The organism is Marinifilum sp. (assembly GCF_965230805.1).
Taxonomy (GTDB): Bacteria; Bacteroidota; Bacteroidia; order Bacteroidales; family Marinifilaceae; genus Marinifilum.
Window position 1 is genome coordinate 1,232,362 of record NZ_OZ246019.1, and the last position, 17,851, is coordinate 1,250,212.

At 36.3% G+C, this 17,851-nt stretch carries 13 protein-coding genes; 3 read left to right on the plus strand and 10 right to left on the minus strand.

The window, feature by feature from the left end:
* Positions 1–107: 107 nt before the first annotated feature.
* From def to ACO05S_RS04815, 3 genes are all read right to left on the minus strand, one after another.
* On the minus strand, positions 108–662 hold the full coding sequence (gene def, locus ACO05S_RS04805) for a peptide deformylase (RefSeq protein WP_421920395.1): 555 nt from the start codon (positions 660–662) through the stop codon (positions 108–110).
* Between the two features lie 32 nt (positions 663–694).
* On the minus strand, positions 695–1,162 hold the full coding sequence (gene ruvX / locus ACO05S_RS04810; RefSeq protein ID WP_421920396.1) for a Holliday junction resolvase RuvX: 468 nt from the start codon (positions 1,160–1,162) through the stop codon (positions 695–697).
* 92 nt (positions 1,163–1,254) lie between these two features.
* The gene (locus ACO05S_RS04815) at positions 1,255–2,025 is read right to left on the minus strand and encodes a hypothetical protein (protein WP_421920397.1); all 771 of its coding nucleotides are present in this window, start codon (positions 2,023–2,025) and stop codon (positions 1,255–1,257) included.
* 158 nt (positions 2,026–2,183) lie between these two features.
* Here ACO05S_RS04815 and ACO05S_RS04820 point away from each other — a divergent pair, with 158 nt between their 5' ends.
* Positions 2,184–3,449 carry an LVIVD repeat-containing protein gene (locus ACO05S_RS04820; RefSeq protein WP_421920398.1) on the plus strand — a complete coding sequence of 422 codons (1,266 nt, stop codon included), beginning with the start codon at positions 2,184–2,186 and terminating at the stop codon, positions 3,447–3,449.
* Positions 3,450–3,674: 225 nt separating this feature from the next.
* Here the strand turns inward: ACO05S_RS04820 and ppdK are convergent, their stop codons facing one another.
* From ppdK to rho, 7 genes are all read right to left on the minus strand, one after another.
* Positions 3,675–6,389: a pyruvate, phosphate dikinase gene (gene ppdK / locus ACO05S_RS04825; RefSeq protein WP_421920399.1), complete on the minus strand. Its 2,715-nt coding sequence runs from the start codon at positions 6,387–6,389 to the stop codon at positions 3,675–3,677.
* A 337-nt stretch (positions 6,390–6,726) separates the two neighbouring features.
* Positions 6,727–7,740 (minus strand): dihydroorotate dehydrogenase-like protein, encoded by a 1,014-nt coding sequence (locus ACO05S_RS04830; protein WP_421920400.1) that lies wholly within the window; start codon positions 7,738–7,740, stop codon positions 6,727–6,729.
* Positions 7,741–8,114: 374 nt separating this feature from the next.
* Positions 8,115–8,438, minus strand: a complete 324-nt coding sequence (locus ACO05S_RS04835; protein ID WP_421920401.1) for a GNAT family N-acetyltransferase — start codon at positions 8,436–8,438, stop codon at positions 8,115–8,117.
* Positions 8,396–8,530: a hypothetical protein gene (locus tag ACO05S_RS04840; protein WP_421920402.1), complete on the minus strand. Its 135-nt coding sequence runs from the start codon at positions 8,528–8,530 to the stop codon at positions 8,396–8,398. The genes ACO05S_RS04835 and ACO05S_RS04840 overlap by 43 nt, the downstream gene beginning before the upstream one ends.
* Before the next feature lie 271 nt (positions 8,531–8,801).
* On the minus strand, positions 8,802–12,356 hold the full coding sequence (gene nifJ, locus ACO05S_RS04845; protein ID WP_421920403.1) for a pyruvate:ferredoxin (flavodoxin) oxidoreductase: 3,555 nt from the start codon (positions 12,354–12,356) through the stop codon (positions 8,802–8,804).
* Between the two features lie 60 nt (positions 12,357–12,416).
* Entirely contained in the window at positions 12,417–13,604 is a 1,188-nt protein-coding gene (locus ACO05S_RS04850; RefSeq protein ID WP_421920404.1) for an ATP-binding protein, read from the minus strand.
* A 219-nt stretch (positions 13,605–13,823) separates the two neighbouring features.
* Positions 13,824–15,548 (minus strand): transcription termination factor Rho, encoded by a 1,725-nt coding sequence (gene rho / locus ACO05S_RS04855; RefSeq protein ID WP_421920405.1) that lies wholly within the window; start codon positions 15,546–15,548, stop codon positions 13,824–13,826.
* A gap of 307 nt (positions 15,549–15,855) precedes the next feature.
* Between rho and ACO05S_RS04860 the strand changes: the two genes are divergently transcribed.
* Entirely contained in the window at positions 15,856–16,722 is an 867-nt protein-coding gene (locus tag ACO05S_RS04860; RefSeq protein WP_171597202.1) for a sigma-70 family RNA polymerase sigma factor, read from the plus strand.
* A 299-nt stretch (positions 16,723–17,021) separates the two neighbouring features.
* Entirely contained in the window at positions 17,022–17,672 is a 651-nt protein-coding gene (gene rpe, locus ACO05S_RS04865) for a ribulose-phosphate 3-epimerase (RefSeq protein ID WP_421920406.1), read from the plus strand.
* The last annotated feature ends 179 nt before the right edge of the window (positions 17,673–17,851 follow it).

A 17,851-nucleotide genomic window follows, 5' to 3' on the forward strand; every position in this document is an offset into this window, starting at 1 on the left:
ATTCCATTTCTAAAACAAGAATTTATATTTGTACCCTATCATACCATTAGCTTGAGTTAAGCTTTACACTGCATCATTTAAACTTAAGTTTTAAATAATCAAGAACCTTATTTGGGAAGTGTAAATTTATACTTTGCTTTAAATTTGCCTTTCGATATTCCGGCAAGTTTTCCTCGTAAAAGTCTTTTCTTAATTGGGGCACAATGATCGGTAAACATGATTCCTTCCAAATGATCGTACTCGTGCTGAATTACTCTTGCCGCATAACCCGAATATTCTTCTTCATGAAACTCCCAGTTCTCGTCGTAATATTCAATTTTAATCGACTCCGGCCTTTCAACATCCTCATTCAGTCCCGGAATGCTTAAGCACCCTTCCGACATCATCCATTCTTCACCGGTACGTTCAGTAATTTTTGCATTAATAAACATTTTCTTGAATCCCTCCAGCTCAGGCTCTTCTTCGGCAAACGAGGAGCAATCAATAACAAACATACGAATCGATCGCCCTACTTGTGGAGCAGCAAGACCAACTCCATCAGCAAAATACATGGTTTGCCACATATCAGCTTTAAATTTCTCAAGTTCAGGATAATCTTTATCTATATCTTTGGCAACCTTTCTTAATACAGGGTGACCATAAATTGTAATCGGTAATATCATGTTTTTATAATCTTATTTGCTTTTATAACAATCTAAAACATGTTTCGTTTGGTTTCCATGTAAGATTGCAGAATTATTGTAGCACTCACTTTGTCAATCATGGCTTTGTCCTGTCGCTGTTTCTTTTTTAAACCACCATCAATCATGGTCTGAAAAGCTATTTTTGATGTAAAGCGCTCATCCACCATTTCTATGGGAATATTTGGAAATTTCTTCTTCAGTTTTCCTAAAAACGGCTTCAGATATTTCATCGATTCACTATCCTCGTTGTTCAACTGCTTGGGATATCCTACTACAAAAAGTTCAACCTCTTCATTGCCAATGTATTTTTCCAGATAATCCAGTACATCTTTAGCAGCAACAGTATCCAATCCGTTTGCAATTATTTGCATAGGATCGGTAACAGCCAAGCCAACTCGTTTTCTTCCGTAATCAATTGCTAAAATTCGTGCCAATTCTTCTATTTGTAATGATTTTGCTTGCAAAGATATAAAATACATTCAGACTTTACATTCGCTCAGGGCTTTAAGGAAAGCAAAAAAAAAGAATCTGAGAAAATCAGATTCTTTAAATCAAAAAATACATTATCATTTTAAAAAATGATTCCCAAATGAATGCTTAATCGGTTAAACTCCTCCGATAAAGTTTCATCATCCATTGTGTAATTGTTATACCATTCCAATTTATTTTTCTGATATCTGTAACCAATTCCCAAACTATATTTCAGATTGCTTCTTCCATTTATAACCATCCCAATTCCAGGATTTATTAACCAGCCTCCTTTATGATCCATTTCTTCTTCAATGTCATAAAGGAAGGTATTATCCACTCGCTTATCCACGGCAAAAGAGTATCCCGATTGACAAAACAAAAATGTGTTCAGCCCATTAATTTTATGATGATACCTAAAATCGGCAACCAATGGCACTTGCGTTTCTTCGAAAGCTTCGAATCCCACTCCAACACCAAATGAAAATCCATTTTTAAACAAATAATTTACTGATGTAAGTAAACTAAACGGAGCCTCGTGTTTATTTCCCTTACTACCTATCAACACCCCCAATCGAGTATCCAGGAATATTCCTCCATCCTTAATTTTAATACTATCTTTTTTGAATATTTGCCGTTTATACTCATAACTGATCTCTGCAATATCTTCCATATCAAATTTCCAGAAATTTTTATCCAGAGTTTTTAATTCTAAAAATTTTCCTGGTACTTGCCTTACTATAGTGCCTTTCAGAACATTCCCATTGGTAAGATGAACTACATCAATTCTTTTTTGAGCATGAACTGTTAAAGCAAACGTAACACAGACAAACAGCAGTAAGATTGGCTTTAATAAAAGTGCTAAAATCCTCATAATTCTTCGTATTGTTTTTCTTTTGATGTTTTCATATTTAATTGGTTGCGTTGAAGGCTGATTTTTAATTCTAATCTCCCTACACGCAACCTCAGCTGCACATCTGCATCTAAAGGATAGTTTTTAGAATTTAAAATAATTAGCTAAACACAATTACCATGAAAACAAATATCAGAACATCATTTGTACTTTTTTTAAGTCTTCTCCTGTTCTCTTGCGATGATGATATAAAACATGAATACACCATTAACGAACCCATATACATGAGCACAGCAGAATTTAAAAGTGCTGTTAAATCCGAGGTTTCCAGAAATATGGAAGAAACCGGAAAAATCTATTTTTATGGAGACTACATTTTGGTGAACGAGAAATTTAAGGGAATCCACATTATAAATAATACAGATCCTTCAAATCCGGTTTCCGAAAAGTTTATTACCATCCCAGGTAATATCGATATGGCTGTAAAAGACAATATGCTTTACGCTGATTCCTATACCGATTTGGTAGTAATCGATATCAGCGATATGAATAATATATCGGAAACAAAACGTTTTGATGATGTTTTTTACTATAGCCTACCTCCTACAAATAACAATTATCGGTATAGCGATATTGATCCTGATAAAGGAATTGTAGTTGGATGGGAAGTAAAACGAACTAGCGAGAAATACCAAGAACCACGATTTTATCCTATATATAAATACATGGCAAACTCCTTTGCTGATTCTTCATCTAAAAACAGTGGCAGCAATATCGGAAAAGCAGGTTCAATGGCTCGATTTATGATTATAGCCAATACACTTTATACATTAAAATCATCCAACGCATTAAATATTTATGACATTTCAAATCCTAACGAAGCGACTTTAAATGGGAATCTGCATCTTGGCTGGGGAATTGAAACCATCTTTGCTCACAACAATCATCTTTTCTTTGGAGCCCAACAAGGCATGTACATTTATGATATCAGCAATCCATTTGCCCCTAAATATGTTTCGGAATATTCGCATTTTATGAGTTGCGATCCGGTGGTAGTTGATGATGAATACGCATACATTACGCTTCGCTCAGGTAATTGGTGTGGTCAAAATAACAGTCAGCTGGATGTTGTAGATATTACAAATCTTAATGCTCCAAGTTTGTTAAAGTCTTACAATATGGAAAATCCTTATGGATTAGGCATTGATGGCGATTTGCTTTTTGTTTGCGATGGTAGTGCAGGATTAAAAATTTACGATAAATCAGATCCTTTATCAATTGCAACAAATCACTTAACTACATTTACCGAAATCACACCATACGATGTTATTCCTCTTGGCGAGATTTTGGTGGTAATATCACCGGAAGGATTACATCAATACGATTACTCGGATATCAACAATATTCAATTGCTAAGCTCCATTGTGATACAAAGCAAAGATTAACAACTTATATACCTGGGTTCGTCTAAAAATATTGTCACAGTTTACACTGATTTTGAGTAGAAATTATCTTAACGTGAGTTTGCTCGTTGGAATAATGGATTCCGATACAGCCTCACAGGTTATTTTTTATTGAGCATTCTGATTCCTAAGCATAAATGAAAATAAACAAAAAAGGCTACCTGAATCAGGTAGCCTTCTGTATTTAAACGATATCAAGATATCGGATTATCTCAAGTTAGCTTGAGCAGCTGCTAAGCGTGCAATAGGCACACGGAATGGAGAACATGAAACGTAATCCAATCCTGTTCTGTGACAGAACTCAACTGATGATGGTTCACCACCGTGCTCACCACAGATACCTAATTTAAGTTCAGGACGAGCAGCGCGACCTTTTTGAGAACCCATTTCAACCAACTGACCAACACCAGTTTGATCAAGAGCCTGGAATGGATCTTGTTTCAAGATACCTTTCTCGATATAGATTGGTAAGAATTTACCAGCATCATCACGTGAGTACCCGAAAGTCATCTGAGTTAAGTCGTTAGTACCGAATGAGAAGAATTCTGCAACTTCAGCCACTTCGTTAGCAGTTAAAGCAGCACGAGGAATTTCGATCATGGTACCTACCATGTAATCAACTTTCATTCCTTTTTCTTCGAATACTACTTCAGCAGTTGAACGGATAATTTCTTCCTGCATTTTCAACTCTTTGATGGTACCGATCAATGGAACCATGATTTCCGGTTTTGGATCAAGACCTTCTTTCTTCAAGTCACAAGCAGCTTCGATAATAGCGCGAGCTTGCATTTCAGTGATCTCTGGATAAGTGTTACCCAAACGACAACCTCTGTGACCTAACATTGGGTTGAATTCGTGAAGAGACTCAACTTTTTCAGTTACTTCTTTTACATCAATACCTAATTTTTCAGCCATTTCTTTCTGAGAAGCAGCGTCATTTGGCGTGAACTCGTGCAATGGTGGATCCAGCAAACGAATAGTTACTCCGAATCCGTCCATAGCTTTCAAAATTCCGTAGAAGTCTTCACGCTGGATAGGCAATAATTTTTTCAATGCTTCTTTACGACCTTCAACATCTTCAGCAAGGATCATTTCACGCATCTTCCAGATACGATCACCTTCGAAGAACATGTGCTCAGTACGACAAAGACCAATACCTTTAGCACCAAAGTTACGAGCAGTTTCAGCATCAGCCGGAGTATCAGCGTTGGTTCTAACATACATACGAGTGTTAGCTTCAGCCAAATCCATTACTTTACCAAAATCACCATCTAAAGAAGGGTTGATCGTAGCCACTTCACCTTCGTAAACAACACCGGTAGAACCATTCAATGAGATGAAATCACCTTCTTTGTAATCAACACCGTTAATGGTCATTGTTTTACCAGAAACCACTAAACCAGAAGCAGAAGAAATACAACATTTACCCATACCACGAGCAACTACAGCTGCATGAGAAGTCATACCACCACGCTCAGTTAAGATACCAACAGCAGCGTTCATACCTTTCAAGTCTTCAGGAGAAGTCTCACGACGTACCAAGATTACTTTCTTACCATCTTCAGCCCAAGCTTCAGCATCCTCAGCCGAGAATACGATCTGACCTGTAGCAGCACCTGGAGAAGCTGGCAAACCTTTAGAAAGTTCTTTTGCAGACGCAAGAGCAGCAGTATCAAATACCGGGTGCAATAACTCATCTAATTTGTTTGGCTCCTGACGCAATAAAGCAGTCTTCGCATCGAAGTAACCTTGCTCCATCATATCAACAGCAATCTTAACCATAGCAGCAGCAGTACGCTTACCGTTACGAGTTTGCAACATCCAAAGTTTACCATCCTGAATGGTGAACTCCATATCTTGCATATCTTTATAGTGATCTTCTAATTTTTGCTGTACTTCGTCAAGTTCTTTGTAGATCTCTGGCATAGATTCTTCCAAAGATGGAAAGTTAGCTTTACGATCTTCTTCAGAAGTACCGTTACGCTCAGCCCATCTTTGAGAACCGATCAAAGTAATTTCCTGTGGAGTACGAACACCTGCAACAACGTCTTCACCCTGTGCGTTGATCAAGTACTCACCATTGAACAAGTCTTCACCTGTTGCAGCATCACGAGAAAAACATACACCTGTAGCAGAAGTTTCACCCATGTTACCATATACCATAGCCTGAACGTTTACAGCTGTACCCCACTCTTCAGGAATTTGCTCCATACGACGGTATAGGATAGCACGCTCAGTGTTCCATGAATCAAATACAGCACAAACAGCACCCCAAAGCTGATCCCAAGGATTGGTTGGGAAATCTTTTCCTGCTTTTTCTCTAACAACAGCTTTAAAATCTTCTACAACACCTTTAAGGTCTTCTACCGACATTTCGTTATCAGCGCTATAACCTTTAGCATCTTTTACTTTGTCAAGAACTTGTTCGAAAGGACAATGCTCACCAGCTTCAGCTTCAACGCCCATTACTACATCACCATACATCTGGATGAAACGACGATATGAATCGTAAGCAAAGTGCTCATTACCTGATTTCTCAGCGATTAACTTCACAGTTTCGTCGTTCATACCTAAGTTCAATACGGTATTCATCATACCTGGCATCGATACACGAGCACCTGAACGAACAGATAACAACAACGGGAACGCTTCACCTTTTGAGTCAAACTTAGCGTTCATTGCTTTTTCAGTTTCAGCAACAGCTGCCTCAACATGATCTTTAATCATTTCTACAACAGCGTCTTTTCCTTGCTTGTTGTATTCAGTACAAACTTCGGTAGTGATCGTGAAACCTGCTGGCACAGGAACACCGATAAGGTTCATTTCTGCAAGGTTAGCACCTTTACCTCCAAGCAGGTTTTTCATGTCTGCTTTACCTTCGGCTTTACCGTCACCAAAAGTATAAACGTACTTAGTACTCATAATTATCGCTTTTTAGTTTTAAACGTTAAAGTCCCAAACAACAGGATCTTTAACCACAATTATATTATTAGCTTTATATTAATTTAAAACAACAAAATTACAGGGATTATGCATGATATTTATCATACAAAATACGAACACAAAAGTAGCTTTCTTTTTTTAATTTTAAAAATATAAAACATTCATTTAAGATGCTTTTCGCTAGATTTTTTTATAGCCCGTACAGTTTTCTTTTTCAAACGTTTGCAGAGTGATAAACTTTAATTTCGTCTACTATTAATCCCGTAAAAAAGCCCTTCTTCCGAAAGGCTTTATGTTCATTTGTATTTTCTTATATTTATCTCATGGGATTCTTATTAACTACCTCCTCCGGATGCAAAAGAAAATCAAGATATTGAGCTCTGTAATACACATCCGAAGCTTTTAGTTCCTTATCTGATAATGTACCTCTAAAGTCTTGAATGGATTTGTATCCTTTTTTCTTCATCCAATCTTCGATCTCATAAAGAACCTTTCCGATAATACTTGGTGTATTTTTGTACAGTGAACTAACCATCTGAATAACATTTGCTCCACTTAATAGCATTTGCAAAACATCTTCATATCCATAAATGCCATTTGCTCCACACAAATCACCTTTAACTTTACCATGAGTTAGTCCAATATATCTTAATCCAAGTTTATAATCACCTGGATTACTCAGGTTAAAGTTTGTGACATGTGCCTCAGATTGGACATCAATTTCAGGTTGAAAAAGACGATTAAAAAGAATAAATCCCGAAGCTCCTGCTTTATCTAACCTCTTAACAAAATTTAAGATATTTGTGTAGTACGGGCTTAATTTTATCGAAAAAGGAATCGTTAATCTCTCTTTTAATGTTTTTACGATCTGAATTTTTTCATTCTCCATTTGCTCGGCCGTTTTGTCATCATCAATTGGCATTTGATAAAAATTTAGCTCTAAAGCATCAACTCCTACATTTTCCAATTCTTTTGCATATTCAAACCAAGTTACATCGTACAAACAATTCAAGCTAGCGATAACAGGAATATCAACATTTTCTTTAACCGCTTTTAGTTTGAGAAGGTGAGCTTTTGGCCCCGCATGTTCCAATGCAGGAAACAGTGAGGTCATTTCAGCATTACGATGTGCATACTCGTCTAATTCATCAGAAAGCTGAGCACGTTCTATAATGATTTGCTCTTCGAACAAAGATTTGTAAACAATTGCAGCGGCTCCTGCTTCTTCAAGATCTTTTGCTCCTTCTACAGTAGCTGAAAGAGTGCAAGCTCCAACTATAATGGGATTTTTAAGGTTTAATCCCATGAATTCAACATTTAAATTTGCCATATGATTTTGGATTAAAATTTTATTGGGTATGACTAAATTTAAGAAATGAACTTCATAATTTCAACTCTATTTTAACTTTCTAAGAACAAAGCATCACAAAAAACATCATATACTCCTTTAAATCCCAGACTTGCAGGTCTGATATTTATTTTCAAATAAGGAAAGGCAGAATCGTAAGATCCACTAACTTACGATTCTGCCTTTCTGATCCTGAGTTATGATTAAGGATCACTACGCATATAACAATTATCACATACATTTGTTTTACGAGTAAATAACTCGATGTGGAAATAAGTTAGAAGAATAATCTGTTTAAACTGTCCATTTTCCGACACTATAATCGTTTTTCAATTCTGTTAGAATTATTATCATAACTATATTAACGGAAGGATCATTTCATATTGACTACCGCATGCTTCCAGTCCAAAACTGTTTAAAAATTGTTTCGTTGCTTCATCTTTCCTGATCGTATTAATCACTTTTACCGAAGTACAAGGGATGAGCTCTAATAGTGCCTTAAATAATTCTGTTGCAACACCTTTCCTTCTTTCTTTTGCGTATACTGCCAACTGGGTGATATCGCCTGAGTTAAGCTCAGAAATACCATATCCTATTAACTTCCCATTCTTATAGACACCAATTGCGTTAAAATGGCTTATCCCACGATAAATTGAATCGAAAGAGTTTTGCCATTCCACATTTTCGGAGCATTATAATCTGCAAATGCCTCAGCAAATGATTGATATCTAATTTTAAAGTCGATATTTTCAAGGATTTTAACTACTTCCATGCTGATTCTTTTAGTGCGTTTATACAAGTTTTAACAAGATTCTTTTTGATTAGTGTATCATTGTTACTAATAGATTTGTAACCTGTACTAGCGTACTCAATATATTTCACCGGAATTGTGAAAATGGTTAAAGCTGCTTTATGTAATAGGGTTAGAAAAAAGGAAATTATTTTTTTGAAAGAATACCAGTTTTATTATGAAATACTTGTATTTAGAAACAAAGAAAGGGGCTCAATTTGAGCCCCTCATGATAATATTAGATCAAAAAACCTTATACCAGTTCTTTTTCTTCTTCAGAATAATCTAATGAAGCCTGACGCTTGTAAGCTTTATATCTCCACTTCGCATTCTCTTCAGCAGCTACGAATAACTCCTTAGCTTCTTCCGGGAATGATTTCTGTAGAGAAGTATAACGTACCTCTCCTAATAAGAAATCCTGGAAGTTTTCCCACTTAGGCTCTTTTGAATCAAGAACAAATGGGTTCTTACCTTCAGCTTCTAACATAGGATTATTGCGATACAAATGCCAGTATCCAGCTTCAACAGCTTTTTTCTCCTCCGCTTGAGATTTACCCATAGATGCTTTCAATCCATGAGAAATACATGGTGAGTAAGCAATGATCAATGATGGCCCCGGATAAGCTTCAGCTTCTTTCAATGCTTTGTAGTATTGAGCTTGATTTGCACCCATTGCTACTTGAGCTACATAAACATATCCGTAAGACATTGCAATCATACCAAGGTCTTTCTTTCTGATTCGTTTACCAGCAGCAGCAAATTTAGCTACAGCACCAACTGGAGTAGATTTAGATGCTTGTCCGCCAGTGTTAGAGTATATCTCGGTATCCATAACCAAAACATTTACATCTTCACCAGAAGCCAATACATGATCCAAACCTCCAAATCCTATATCATATGCCCAACCGTCACCTCCGAAGATCCAGATAGACTTCTTAACCAGGTATTGTTTTAAATTTAAGATTTCTTTAGCAACCTCATGAGTTTCGTTAGTCAAAGCAGCCTCAACTTTTGGAGAAGCTAGTTCTGAAGCATCAGCATTGTCTTTCCCTTCTAACCACTCAGCAAATGCAGCTTTTGTTGCATCATTAACAGCATCCATGTTCTCTTCCATGCGCTGAGCTATACGAGCACGCATTTTGTTAACACCTTCTGCCATACCATAACCATACTCTGCATTATCTTCGAATAGAGAGTTCGCCCAAGCCGGACCTTTACCGCTCTTGTCGTTCTTACAGTATGGAGTAGATGGAGCAGAACCACCGTAGATAGAAGAACAACCAGTAGCATTAGCTACAATCATTCTCTCACCGTACAATTGAGTAATCAATTTGATGTATGGAGTTTCACCACAACCTGCACAAGCTCCAGAAAATTCGAATAATGGCTGAGCGAACTGTGAGTTCTTCACATTGTTTTTTGGAAGGATTTCTTTGTATCCAACCTTTTCATCCATGTAGTGCCATCTCTCTTTTTCAGCATCCTGAGTTTCAAGATGCTTCATTTCAAGAGCCTTAGCCTTAGGAGCTGGACAAACGTCAACACAGTTACCACAACCTGTACAATCTAGAGGAGCAACCTGAATGCGGAAACTTAATCCTTTAAGATCTTTACCTGTTGCAGGCTTAACAGCTGTGCCAGCTGGGGCTGCAGCCAATTCTTCTTCTGTCAACAAAAATGGACGGATAGCAGCGTGAGGACAAACATAAGCACACTGGTTACACTGAATACAAGTTTCTTCTTTCCACTCAGGCACGCTTACTGCGATACCACGCTTTTCATATTTAGTAGTACCAGCAGGGAAAGTTCCATCTTCTCTACCTTGGAATGCAGAAACCGGAAGATCATCCCCAGTTTGAGCGTTCATTGGATCACAAACATTAGCTACGAACTCAGGACGACCAGTTGAATCAGTCTTGAATCCTTCAACATCGATGTTTTTCCATTCAGCAGGAACCTCAACTTCAATTACATTTTCGCCACCAGCATCAACAGCTGAGAAGTTCATATTAACAACTTTTTCCCCTTTGTTACCATATGATTTCACAATTGCTTTCTTCATTTCTTCCACTGCCAATTCGAATGGAATTACACCAGTAATTTTGAAGAATGCAGCCTGCATTATCGTGTTGGTTCGTGTTCCAAGACCTAAATCTTCACCTAATTTTGTACCATTGATAATGTAAAATTTAATGTCATTCTCTGCAAGATACTTCTTCATATGATCAGGCAAGTGCTTCTTCGTTTCTTCTACATCATAAATAGAATTCAACAAGAATGAACCACCTTTTTTCAATCCTTTCAGTACATCATATAAGTATACGTATGCAGGTACGTGACATGCTACAAAGTCCGGAGTAGTTACTAAGTAAGTAGAACGAATTGGATCATCACCAAAACGAAGGTGAGAAGCAGTAAAACCTCCTGATTTTTTAGAATCGTAAGCAAAATAAGCTTGACAATATTTATCAGTTGATCCTCCAATAATCTTGATTGAGTTCTTGTTAGCACCAACTGTACCATCAGAACCTAATCCGTAAAATTTAGCTTCAAACAATGATTCAGAGTTTACTTTTAATTCATCTTCCAAAGGAAGAGACTTAAATGTAACATCATCAACAATACCTAAAGTGAATTGATTTTTTGGTTCATTCATTGCTAAGTTTTTATAAATAGCAATAATTTGAGATGGAGTAACATCTTTTGAACCTAATCCGTAACGGCCACCAACTACAACCGGAGCATTTTCTTTTCCGTAGAATACTTCTCTTACATCAAGATACATTGGATCTCCGTTAGCACCTGGCTCTTTGGTTCTATCAAGAACACAAATCCTCTTAACAGATTCCGGAACTACACTTAAGAAATGTTTCGCTGAAAATGGACGATATAGGTGTACACCAACCATACCTACTTTCTCTCCATTTGCAATCTTGTAATCGATAACCTCTTTAATCGTTTCTGTTACAGATCCCATAGCGATAACGATATTTTCTGCATCATCAGCACCATAGTATACAAATGGCTTGTATTCTCTTCCAGTTAACTTGGTAATTTCGTTCATATAACCTTCTACAATTTCAGGTACTTTTTCGTAGAATGGGTTTGCAGCCTCCCGTGACTGGAAGTAGATATCTGGATTTTGAGCAGTACCTCTGGTTACTGGAGATTCTGGATTCAAAGCACGGTTACGGAAATCCTGAAGAGCTTCCATATCTACCAATTCTCTCATATCATCGGCGTCAACAGCCTCAACTTTTTGAATTTCGTGCGAAGTACGGAATCCATCGAAGAAGTTGATGAAAGGAACGCGAGACTTAATTGCAGTAAGATGAGCCACTGCAGAAAGATCCATAACTTCCTGTACAGAACCTGATGCCAACATAGCAAAACCAGTTTGTCTTGCAGAATAAACATCTGAGTGATCACCAAAAATAGAAAGTGCCTGAGCAGCCAATGCACGAGCACTTACGTGGAATACACATGGTAATAACTCACCAGAGATCTTGTACATGTTTGGAATCATCAATAACAATCCCTGAGATGCAGTATAAGTAGTTGTTAATGCACCAGCTTGCAAAGAACCATGAACTGCACCTGCAGCACCAGCTTCTGATTGCATTTCAACTAGACGAACAGTTTCGCCAAAAATGTTTTTACGTCCTTGAGCAGCCCACTCATCAACATTCTCAGCCATAGGCGAAGAAGGTGTGATTGGGTAAATACAAGACACCTCACTAAACATGTATGCTACGTGAGCGGCAGCAGCATTACCGTCGCAGGTAATGAATTTTTTTTCTCTTGCCATTTTACTCCTCCAATTAATTTTAATTAATGGTAGTTTAATTTATTTCTGTTATTTAATTCTCTAATATAAAAAACCGAATAACCATAAAGGAATTATATTTCCTTTACCGCGTTCGATCATGTCAGCAGCTTCAAGTAAATTTTCTGTTCTAATGTTAGTATCAGATTCATTCGAATTACCAGTAATTTTAAAATTGTATTTGTCATTCACTAAAAAGTGACCCATATCCGTACTTGTAAAAAGTCTTGTTGGTGCAACCTGATTGTAGAAAAAAGTTTCCCGCAAATTGTCCTGATCCACATTCTCAGGAGAAATAGCATATAGCAAATTGGTATTGTGTAAATATACCTTGTTAGGCTTTTTAGATGAATCTTTATAGCTATCCTTCGAGTTAAGCAAACAAATTAATCTTGCATTTTTCAAATATCGCAGGTAGTTCATAATGGTCGCTCTTGAAGTTTCAACATCATTTGCCAATTTGCTAACATTTGGCTGAAATGGAACATTACTCGAAATGATATAAAGAAGCTTTTTTAGCTTTGGTAAATATTTTAACTCTATCTGGTTCAAATACGTTATATCAAACTCCAACATCAGGTTGATAATTTTTAATAAATTATCAATGAAACTTTTCTCTTCCTGATAACATGGATAATATCCACAACGTAAATAATCATTAAAAAAAGCCAGAGGTCTTACTTTCTCTAGAATTTCGTCTACAATCTCCTCATGATTCTCTATAATATCTTCTAAAGAATAGCTCTTAAATCTGTTTCCTGTTTCATGATTTAAAAATTCTCGGAATGATAATCCATTAAGGTAATACACATTCACCAAACCTTTAAGCTCTTCATTAGTTTTGACTCTTAAAATGGAAGAAGCTGTAAAAATAATTTTTAAATCATCATATTGTTCGTAACAAGTTCTTAAGTCTTTTGCCCAATCAGGATATTTATGAATCTGATCTAACAACAACAACTTACCACCTTTTTTATAAAATTCATCAACAAAAGAAACCAGCCCCCTTTCTGTAAAGAAGAGGTTGTTCATGTTAATATAAAGGCATGATTTATCATTTGCACAATTTTCTCGAACATAGTCTAGCAAGAAGGTAGTTTTACCTACACCTCTGGCACCTTTCACTGCAATTAATCGCTGCGACCAATCAATTTGATCAGCTAATTCGCGACGAATGTTGCTCTTTTTGTTTTTCAACAAACTATTATGAGTCTGCAATAAGGTGTTCATACTTTTTTTGAAATTTACAAAGCAAATTTATAGAATAAAACCTATTTTTTTGCTATCTCGAGATTACAAAAGCATCTATTTTTTGCAATTTATACTTGTTTAAAATAACATCCCTTACAACAGTCTTATGTGACTCAAAATACTTTAAATCATAAAAGTAATGACACAAAAAAGAGGTAGTAATTATTACCACCTCTTCATATAAATTAAATTCTCTGATTACTTATCATTCATCGAAATCAAGAACTCTTCGTTTGAACGTGTTTTTCTCATTCGGTCACTAATAAACTGCATGGCTTCCACCGAGTTCATATCGGTTAAGAAGTTTCGAAGTACCCAGATTCGGTTTAACTGACCTTCTTCCAACAGCAAATCTTCACGACGGGTACTAGACGCAGTAATGTCAACAGCAGGGTAAATACGCTTATTCGATAACTTACGATCTAATTGAAGTTCCATATTTCCAGTCCCTTTAAATTCTTCAAAGATCACTTCGTCCATTTTAGAACCAGTTTCTGTCAGTGCTGTTGCTAATATGGTAAGCGATCCACCATTTTCAATATTACGAGCTGCACCAAAGAAACGCTTGGGTTTGTGAAGAGCATTTGCATCAACACCACCTGAAAGAACTTTTCCTGATGCTGGAGATACAGTATTATAAGCACGAGCTAAACGTGTAATCGAGTCAAGAAGGATTACCACATCGTGACCGCACTCCACCATACGTTTTGCTTTTTCCAAAACAATGTTTGCCACTCGTACATGACGTTCTGCTGGTTCATCAAATGTAGATGAAATCACCTCAGCATTTACGCTTCTAGCCATATCTGTAACCTCTTCCGGACGCTCATCAATCAACAAAATAATCATATAAGCTTCAGGATTGTTTGCAGCTATTGCATTGGCAACTTCTTTTAACAAGACGGTTTTACCCGTTTTTGGCTGTGCCACAATCAAGCCCCTTTGTCCTTTACCAATCGGGGCAAACATATCAACCACCCTTGTGGATAATGAATTTGACGATCCACCTGTCAAGTTAAATTTTTCATCAGGGAATAGTGGTGTCAAATGATCAAATGGTACACGATCACGAATCACCTCAGGCAAACGACCATTTATCTTTTCAACCTTAATTAAAGGAAAGTACTTTTCACCTTCTTTTGGAGGGCGGATAGATCCATTAACAGTATCACCAGTTTTTAAGCCAAACAGCTTAATTTGAGACTGAGATACATAAATATCATCAGGAGAATTTAAATAATTATAGTCCGAAGAACGTAAGAATCCATAACCATCAGGCATAATTTCTAATACCCCGGAACTATTAATAATTCCATCAAACTCGAAAAGCTTTTCTTTTTCTCTCTTTTCAAATCTCTTTCTATTCTGACTTTTATCTTGGCGATCCTGACGTTCCGATCTTTCCTGACGTTCAGTTTTTTCAGTGTTATCAGCTCTCTCGCCTCTATCCTGCATATCCGGCTTTGCTTTCTCTTCAGCAACAGGAGCTTTTGTTTGAATAGCTTTTACTTCCTCTTTTTTTTCACCCTGCTCTTTCACAGATTCACTTGCCTTTACAGCAGTTTTTCTAGGACGTCTCGGTTTTGGAGCAGTTTCCTCAGCCTTCTTTTCTTCTGAATCAATTTGCGAGGCAGCTTCCTTCACCACCTCTTTCACTGGTTGTTCAGTTTTTCTTCTTCTACGCAAATTAATTTTAGGCTGATCTTCATCTTTATTTACTTCAGTTTCAGCTTTCTTAATTCTCTTGCGAGGTGTTTTCTTTTCTATTGATTTCATTTCAGAAGCTACAATTGCCTGCTGATCAAGAATCTTATAAATTAAATCTTGCTTTTTAAAGGATTCAACTTTCTTAATTTTAAGTTCTTTAGCGATTTCTCGCAACTCAGGCACAAGCTTCTTGTTTAATTCAAGAATATCGTACATATAAATTTTGTTAATATTTTTTGGGTAATGTTTCTAGATAGAATTGTATTTGATCAATACAGAACCTGATCTTTCGACCTCTAAATGAGAAGAATCAATCGTAATTCAAGTGCAATATTAAACAAATACTTATAATTCACAAAAAAATAATTGAGTAATTGTTTAGAATAATGAAAATACATATGATTTTATCTGGCTTATTCCCGTTTTAAATAAGCCTTTATCGATTTCATTTTTTAAATCATTTTGCTATATTTAAATATTAATGGAAGAGGAAACTCTCTCATTTAATACCATAAAATCCACTATGAGACAGCTAAAAATTACCAAACAAGTAACAAACAGAGAAACTCCGTCCCTTGACAAGTATCTTCATGAAATTGGAAAAGTCGATCTAATTTCGGCCGAGGAAGAAGTACAACTTGCAAGGAAAATAAAAAAAGGAGATAAAAAGGCTCTGGATCGGCTTATTAAGTGTAATCTGCGTTTTGTTGTATCGGTTTCGAAGCAATATCAAAACCAAGGTCTTAGTTTACCAGATTTAATTAATGAAGGAAACTTAGGACTTATTAAGGCTGCCCAAAGGTTTGATGAAACCAGAGGGTTTAAATTTATTTCTTACGCAGTTTGGTGGATACGGCAATCTATTTTGCAAGCCTTGGCTGAGCAAGCAAGAATTGTTCGTTTACCATTAAACAAAATTGGTTCGATAAATAAAATTAACAAAACATTCTCTCAATTAGAACAAGAATATCAGCGTGAACCTTCGGCTGAAGAAATTGCCAACATTTTGGAAATGAGCCCAAAAGATGTAAAAGAAGCTCTCAAAGCTTCCGGAAGGCATGTTTCTATGGATGCTCCCATAAATCCAGATGAAGAAAACACCTTATATGACATCCTATTAAGTAATGATGAAATTAGTCCTGATAAAGCATTAATAAGAGACTCTTTAAGAAAGGAAATCGAAAGATCTTTATCAACACTCTCGAAACGAGAGGCGGCTATCATTCGTTTGTATTTTGGATTAAATGGAAAACCTCCCTATTCGTTGGAAGAAATTGGAAAAGAATTTGGCTTAACCAGAGAGCGAGTGAGACAAATTAAAGAAAAGGCTATCAAAAGAATGAAGTCAACTTTCAGAAGTAAAATCTTAAAAACTTATTTAGGAGAGTAAATCCATTTCTTGTATTTAAAACACTGAAAGGGTAAGGGAAAATTTTCGGCATTTTTCTCTTATCCTTTTTTGTTAACTCGCTTTCGGTTAAAAATAGAGCCATCTTTCTTCAAGAGTTCCATTAAAACCCTTTGAAATGGCCTTCCATATCAAAGCCTTATTCTTCAAAACTCTTTGGTATTCTTTCACCACTTTTAAAACAAATATTGAACAAATTGGACTTTAGGTGGCGGATATTTTTAATCAAACTCGGGTTATTATATCTTTGCGCTAAATAAAATTAAATCTTAAACAAACAAATGCAAACAATTATTTCACCATCCTTATTAGCAGCGGATTTTACGAACTTGAAAGCCGATATTGAAATGATTAATAGAAGTGAAGCTGATTGGTTTCACCTGGATATCATGGACGGCGTTTTCGTTCCTAATATCTCTTATGGATTACCTGTAGTTCAACAAATTAACAGAATTGCTGAAAAACCATTAGATGTTCATTTAATGATTATTGAACCTGACAAATATGTTGAGGCTTTTCAGAAGGCTGGTGCTGATTATTTGACCGTTCATTATGAAGCTTGTACACACTTACACCGAACAGTTCAGAACATTAAACAACATGATATGAAAGCAGGTGTTTCTTTAAATCCACACACTCCTGTTTCTGTGCTTGAAGACATTATTAATGATCTTGATTTGGTATTATTAATGAGTGTAAATCCTGGATTTGGAGGACAAAGTTTTATTGAGAACACCTACAAAAAAGTAACTCAGCTTAAAAAACTGATTGAAGAGCAAAATACCAATACCATAATTGAAATTGACGGAGGTGTTAACCTAAACACAGGAAAAAAATTACTAGATGCAGGAGCCAATGCTTTGGTAGCAGGCAGTTTTGTATTTGGAGCCGATAATCCAACAAAAACCATTTCGAATTTAAAGAATTTATAAAATACAATAAGTTAGTTTTTAGTATCTTCAAAGACATTCTTCCATAGGTTCACTAATAACCTGAGTTCGACTAAAAATATTGTCACAGTTTGCACTGATTTTGAGTAGAAATTTTCTCAAATTACCGAAGGAATATCGGGATGTTGCGAGCAGATTTGAGGAAATTTATGCCAACAGCA

Coding starts and splice junctions, on each gene's coding strand:
- def (WP_421920395.1), bottom strand. CDS start 662: ATGATATTACCGATTACAATTTATGGTCACCCTGTATTAAGAAAGGTT.
- ruvX (WP_421920396.1), bottom strand. CDS start 1,162: ATGTATTTTATATCTTTGCAAGCAAAATCATTACAAATAGAAGAATTG.
- ACO05S_RS04815 (WP_421920397.1), bottom strand. CDS start 2,025: ATGAGGATTTTAGCACTTTTATTAAAGCCAATCTTACTGCTGTTTGTC.
- ACO05S_RS04820 (WP_421920398.1), top strand. CDS start 2,184: ATGAAAACAAATATCAGAACATCATTTGTACTTTTTTTAAGTCTTCTC.
- ppdK (WP_421920399.1), bottom strand. CDS start 6,389: ATGAGTACTAAGTACGTTTATACTTTTGGTGACGGTAAAGCCGAAGGT.
- ACO05S_RS04830 (WP_421920400.1), bottom strand. CDS start 7,740: ATGGCAAATTTAAATGTTGAATTCATGGGATTAAACCTTAAAAATCCC.
- ACO05S_RS04840 (WP_421920402.1), bottom strand. CDS start 8,530: ATGGAAGTAGTTAAAATCCTTGAAAATATCGACTTTAAAATTAGATAT.
- nifJ (WP_421920403.1), bottom strand. CDS start 12,356: ATGGCAAGAGAAAAAAAATTCATTACCTGCGACGGTAATGCTGCTGCC.
- ACO05S_RS04850 (WP_421920404.1), bottom strand. CDS start 13,604: ATGAACACCTTATTGCAGACTCATAATAGTTTGTTGAAAAACAAAAAG.
- rho (WP_421920405.1), bottom strand. CDS start 15,548: ATGTACGATATTCTTGAATTAAACAAGAAGCTTGTGCCTGAGTTGCGA.
- ACO05S_RS04860 (WP_171597202.1), top strand. CDS start 15,856: ATGAGACAGCTAAAAATTACCAAACAAGTAACAAACAGAGAAACTCCG.
- rpe (WP_421920406.1), top strand. CDS start 17,022: ATGCAAACAATTATTTCACCATCCTTATTAGCAGCGGATTTTACGAAC.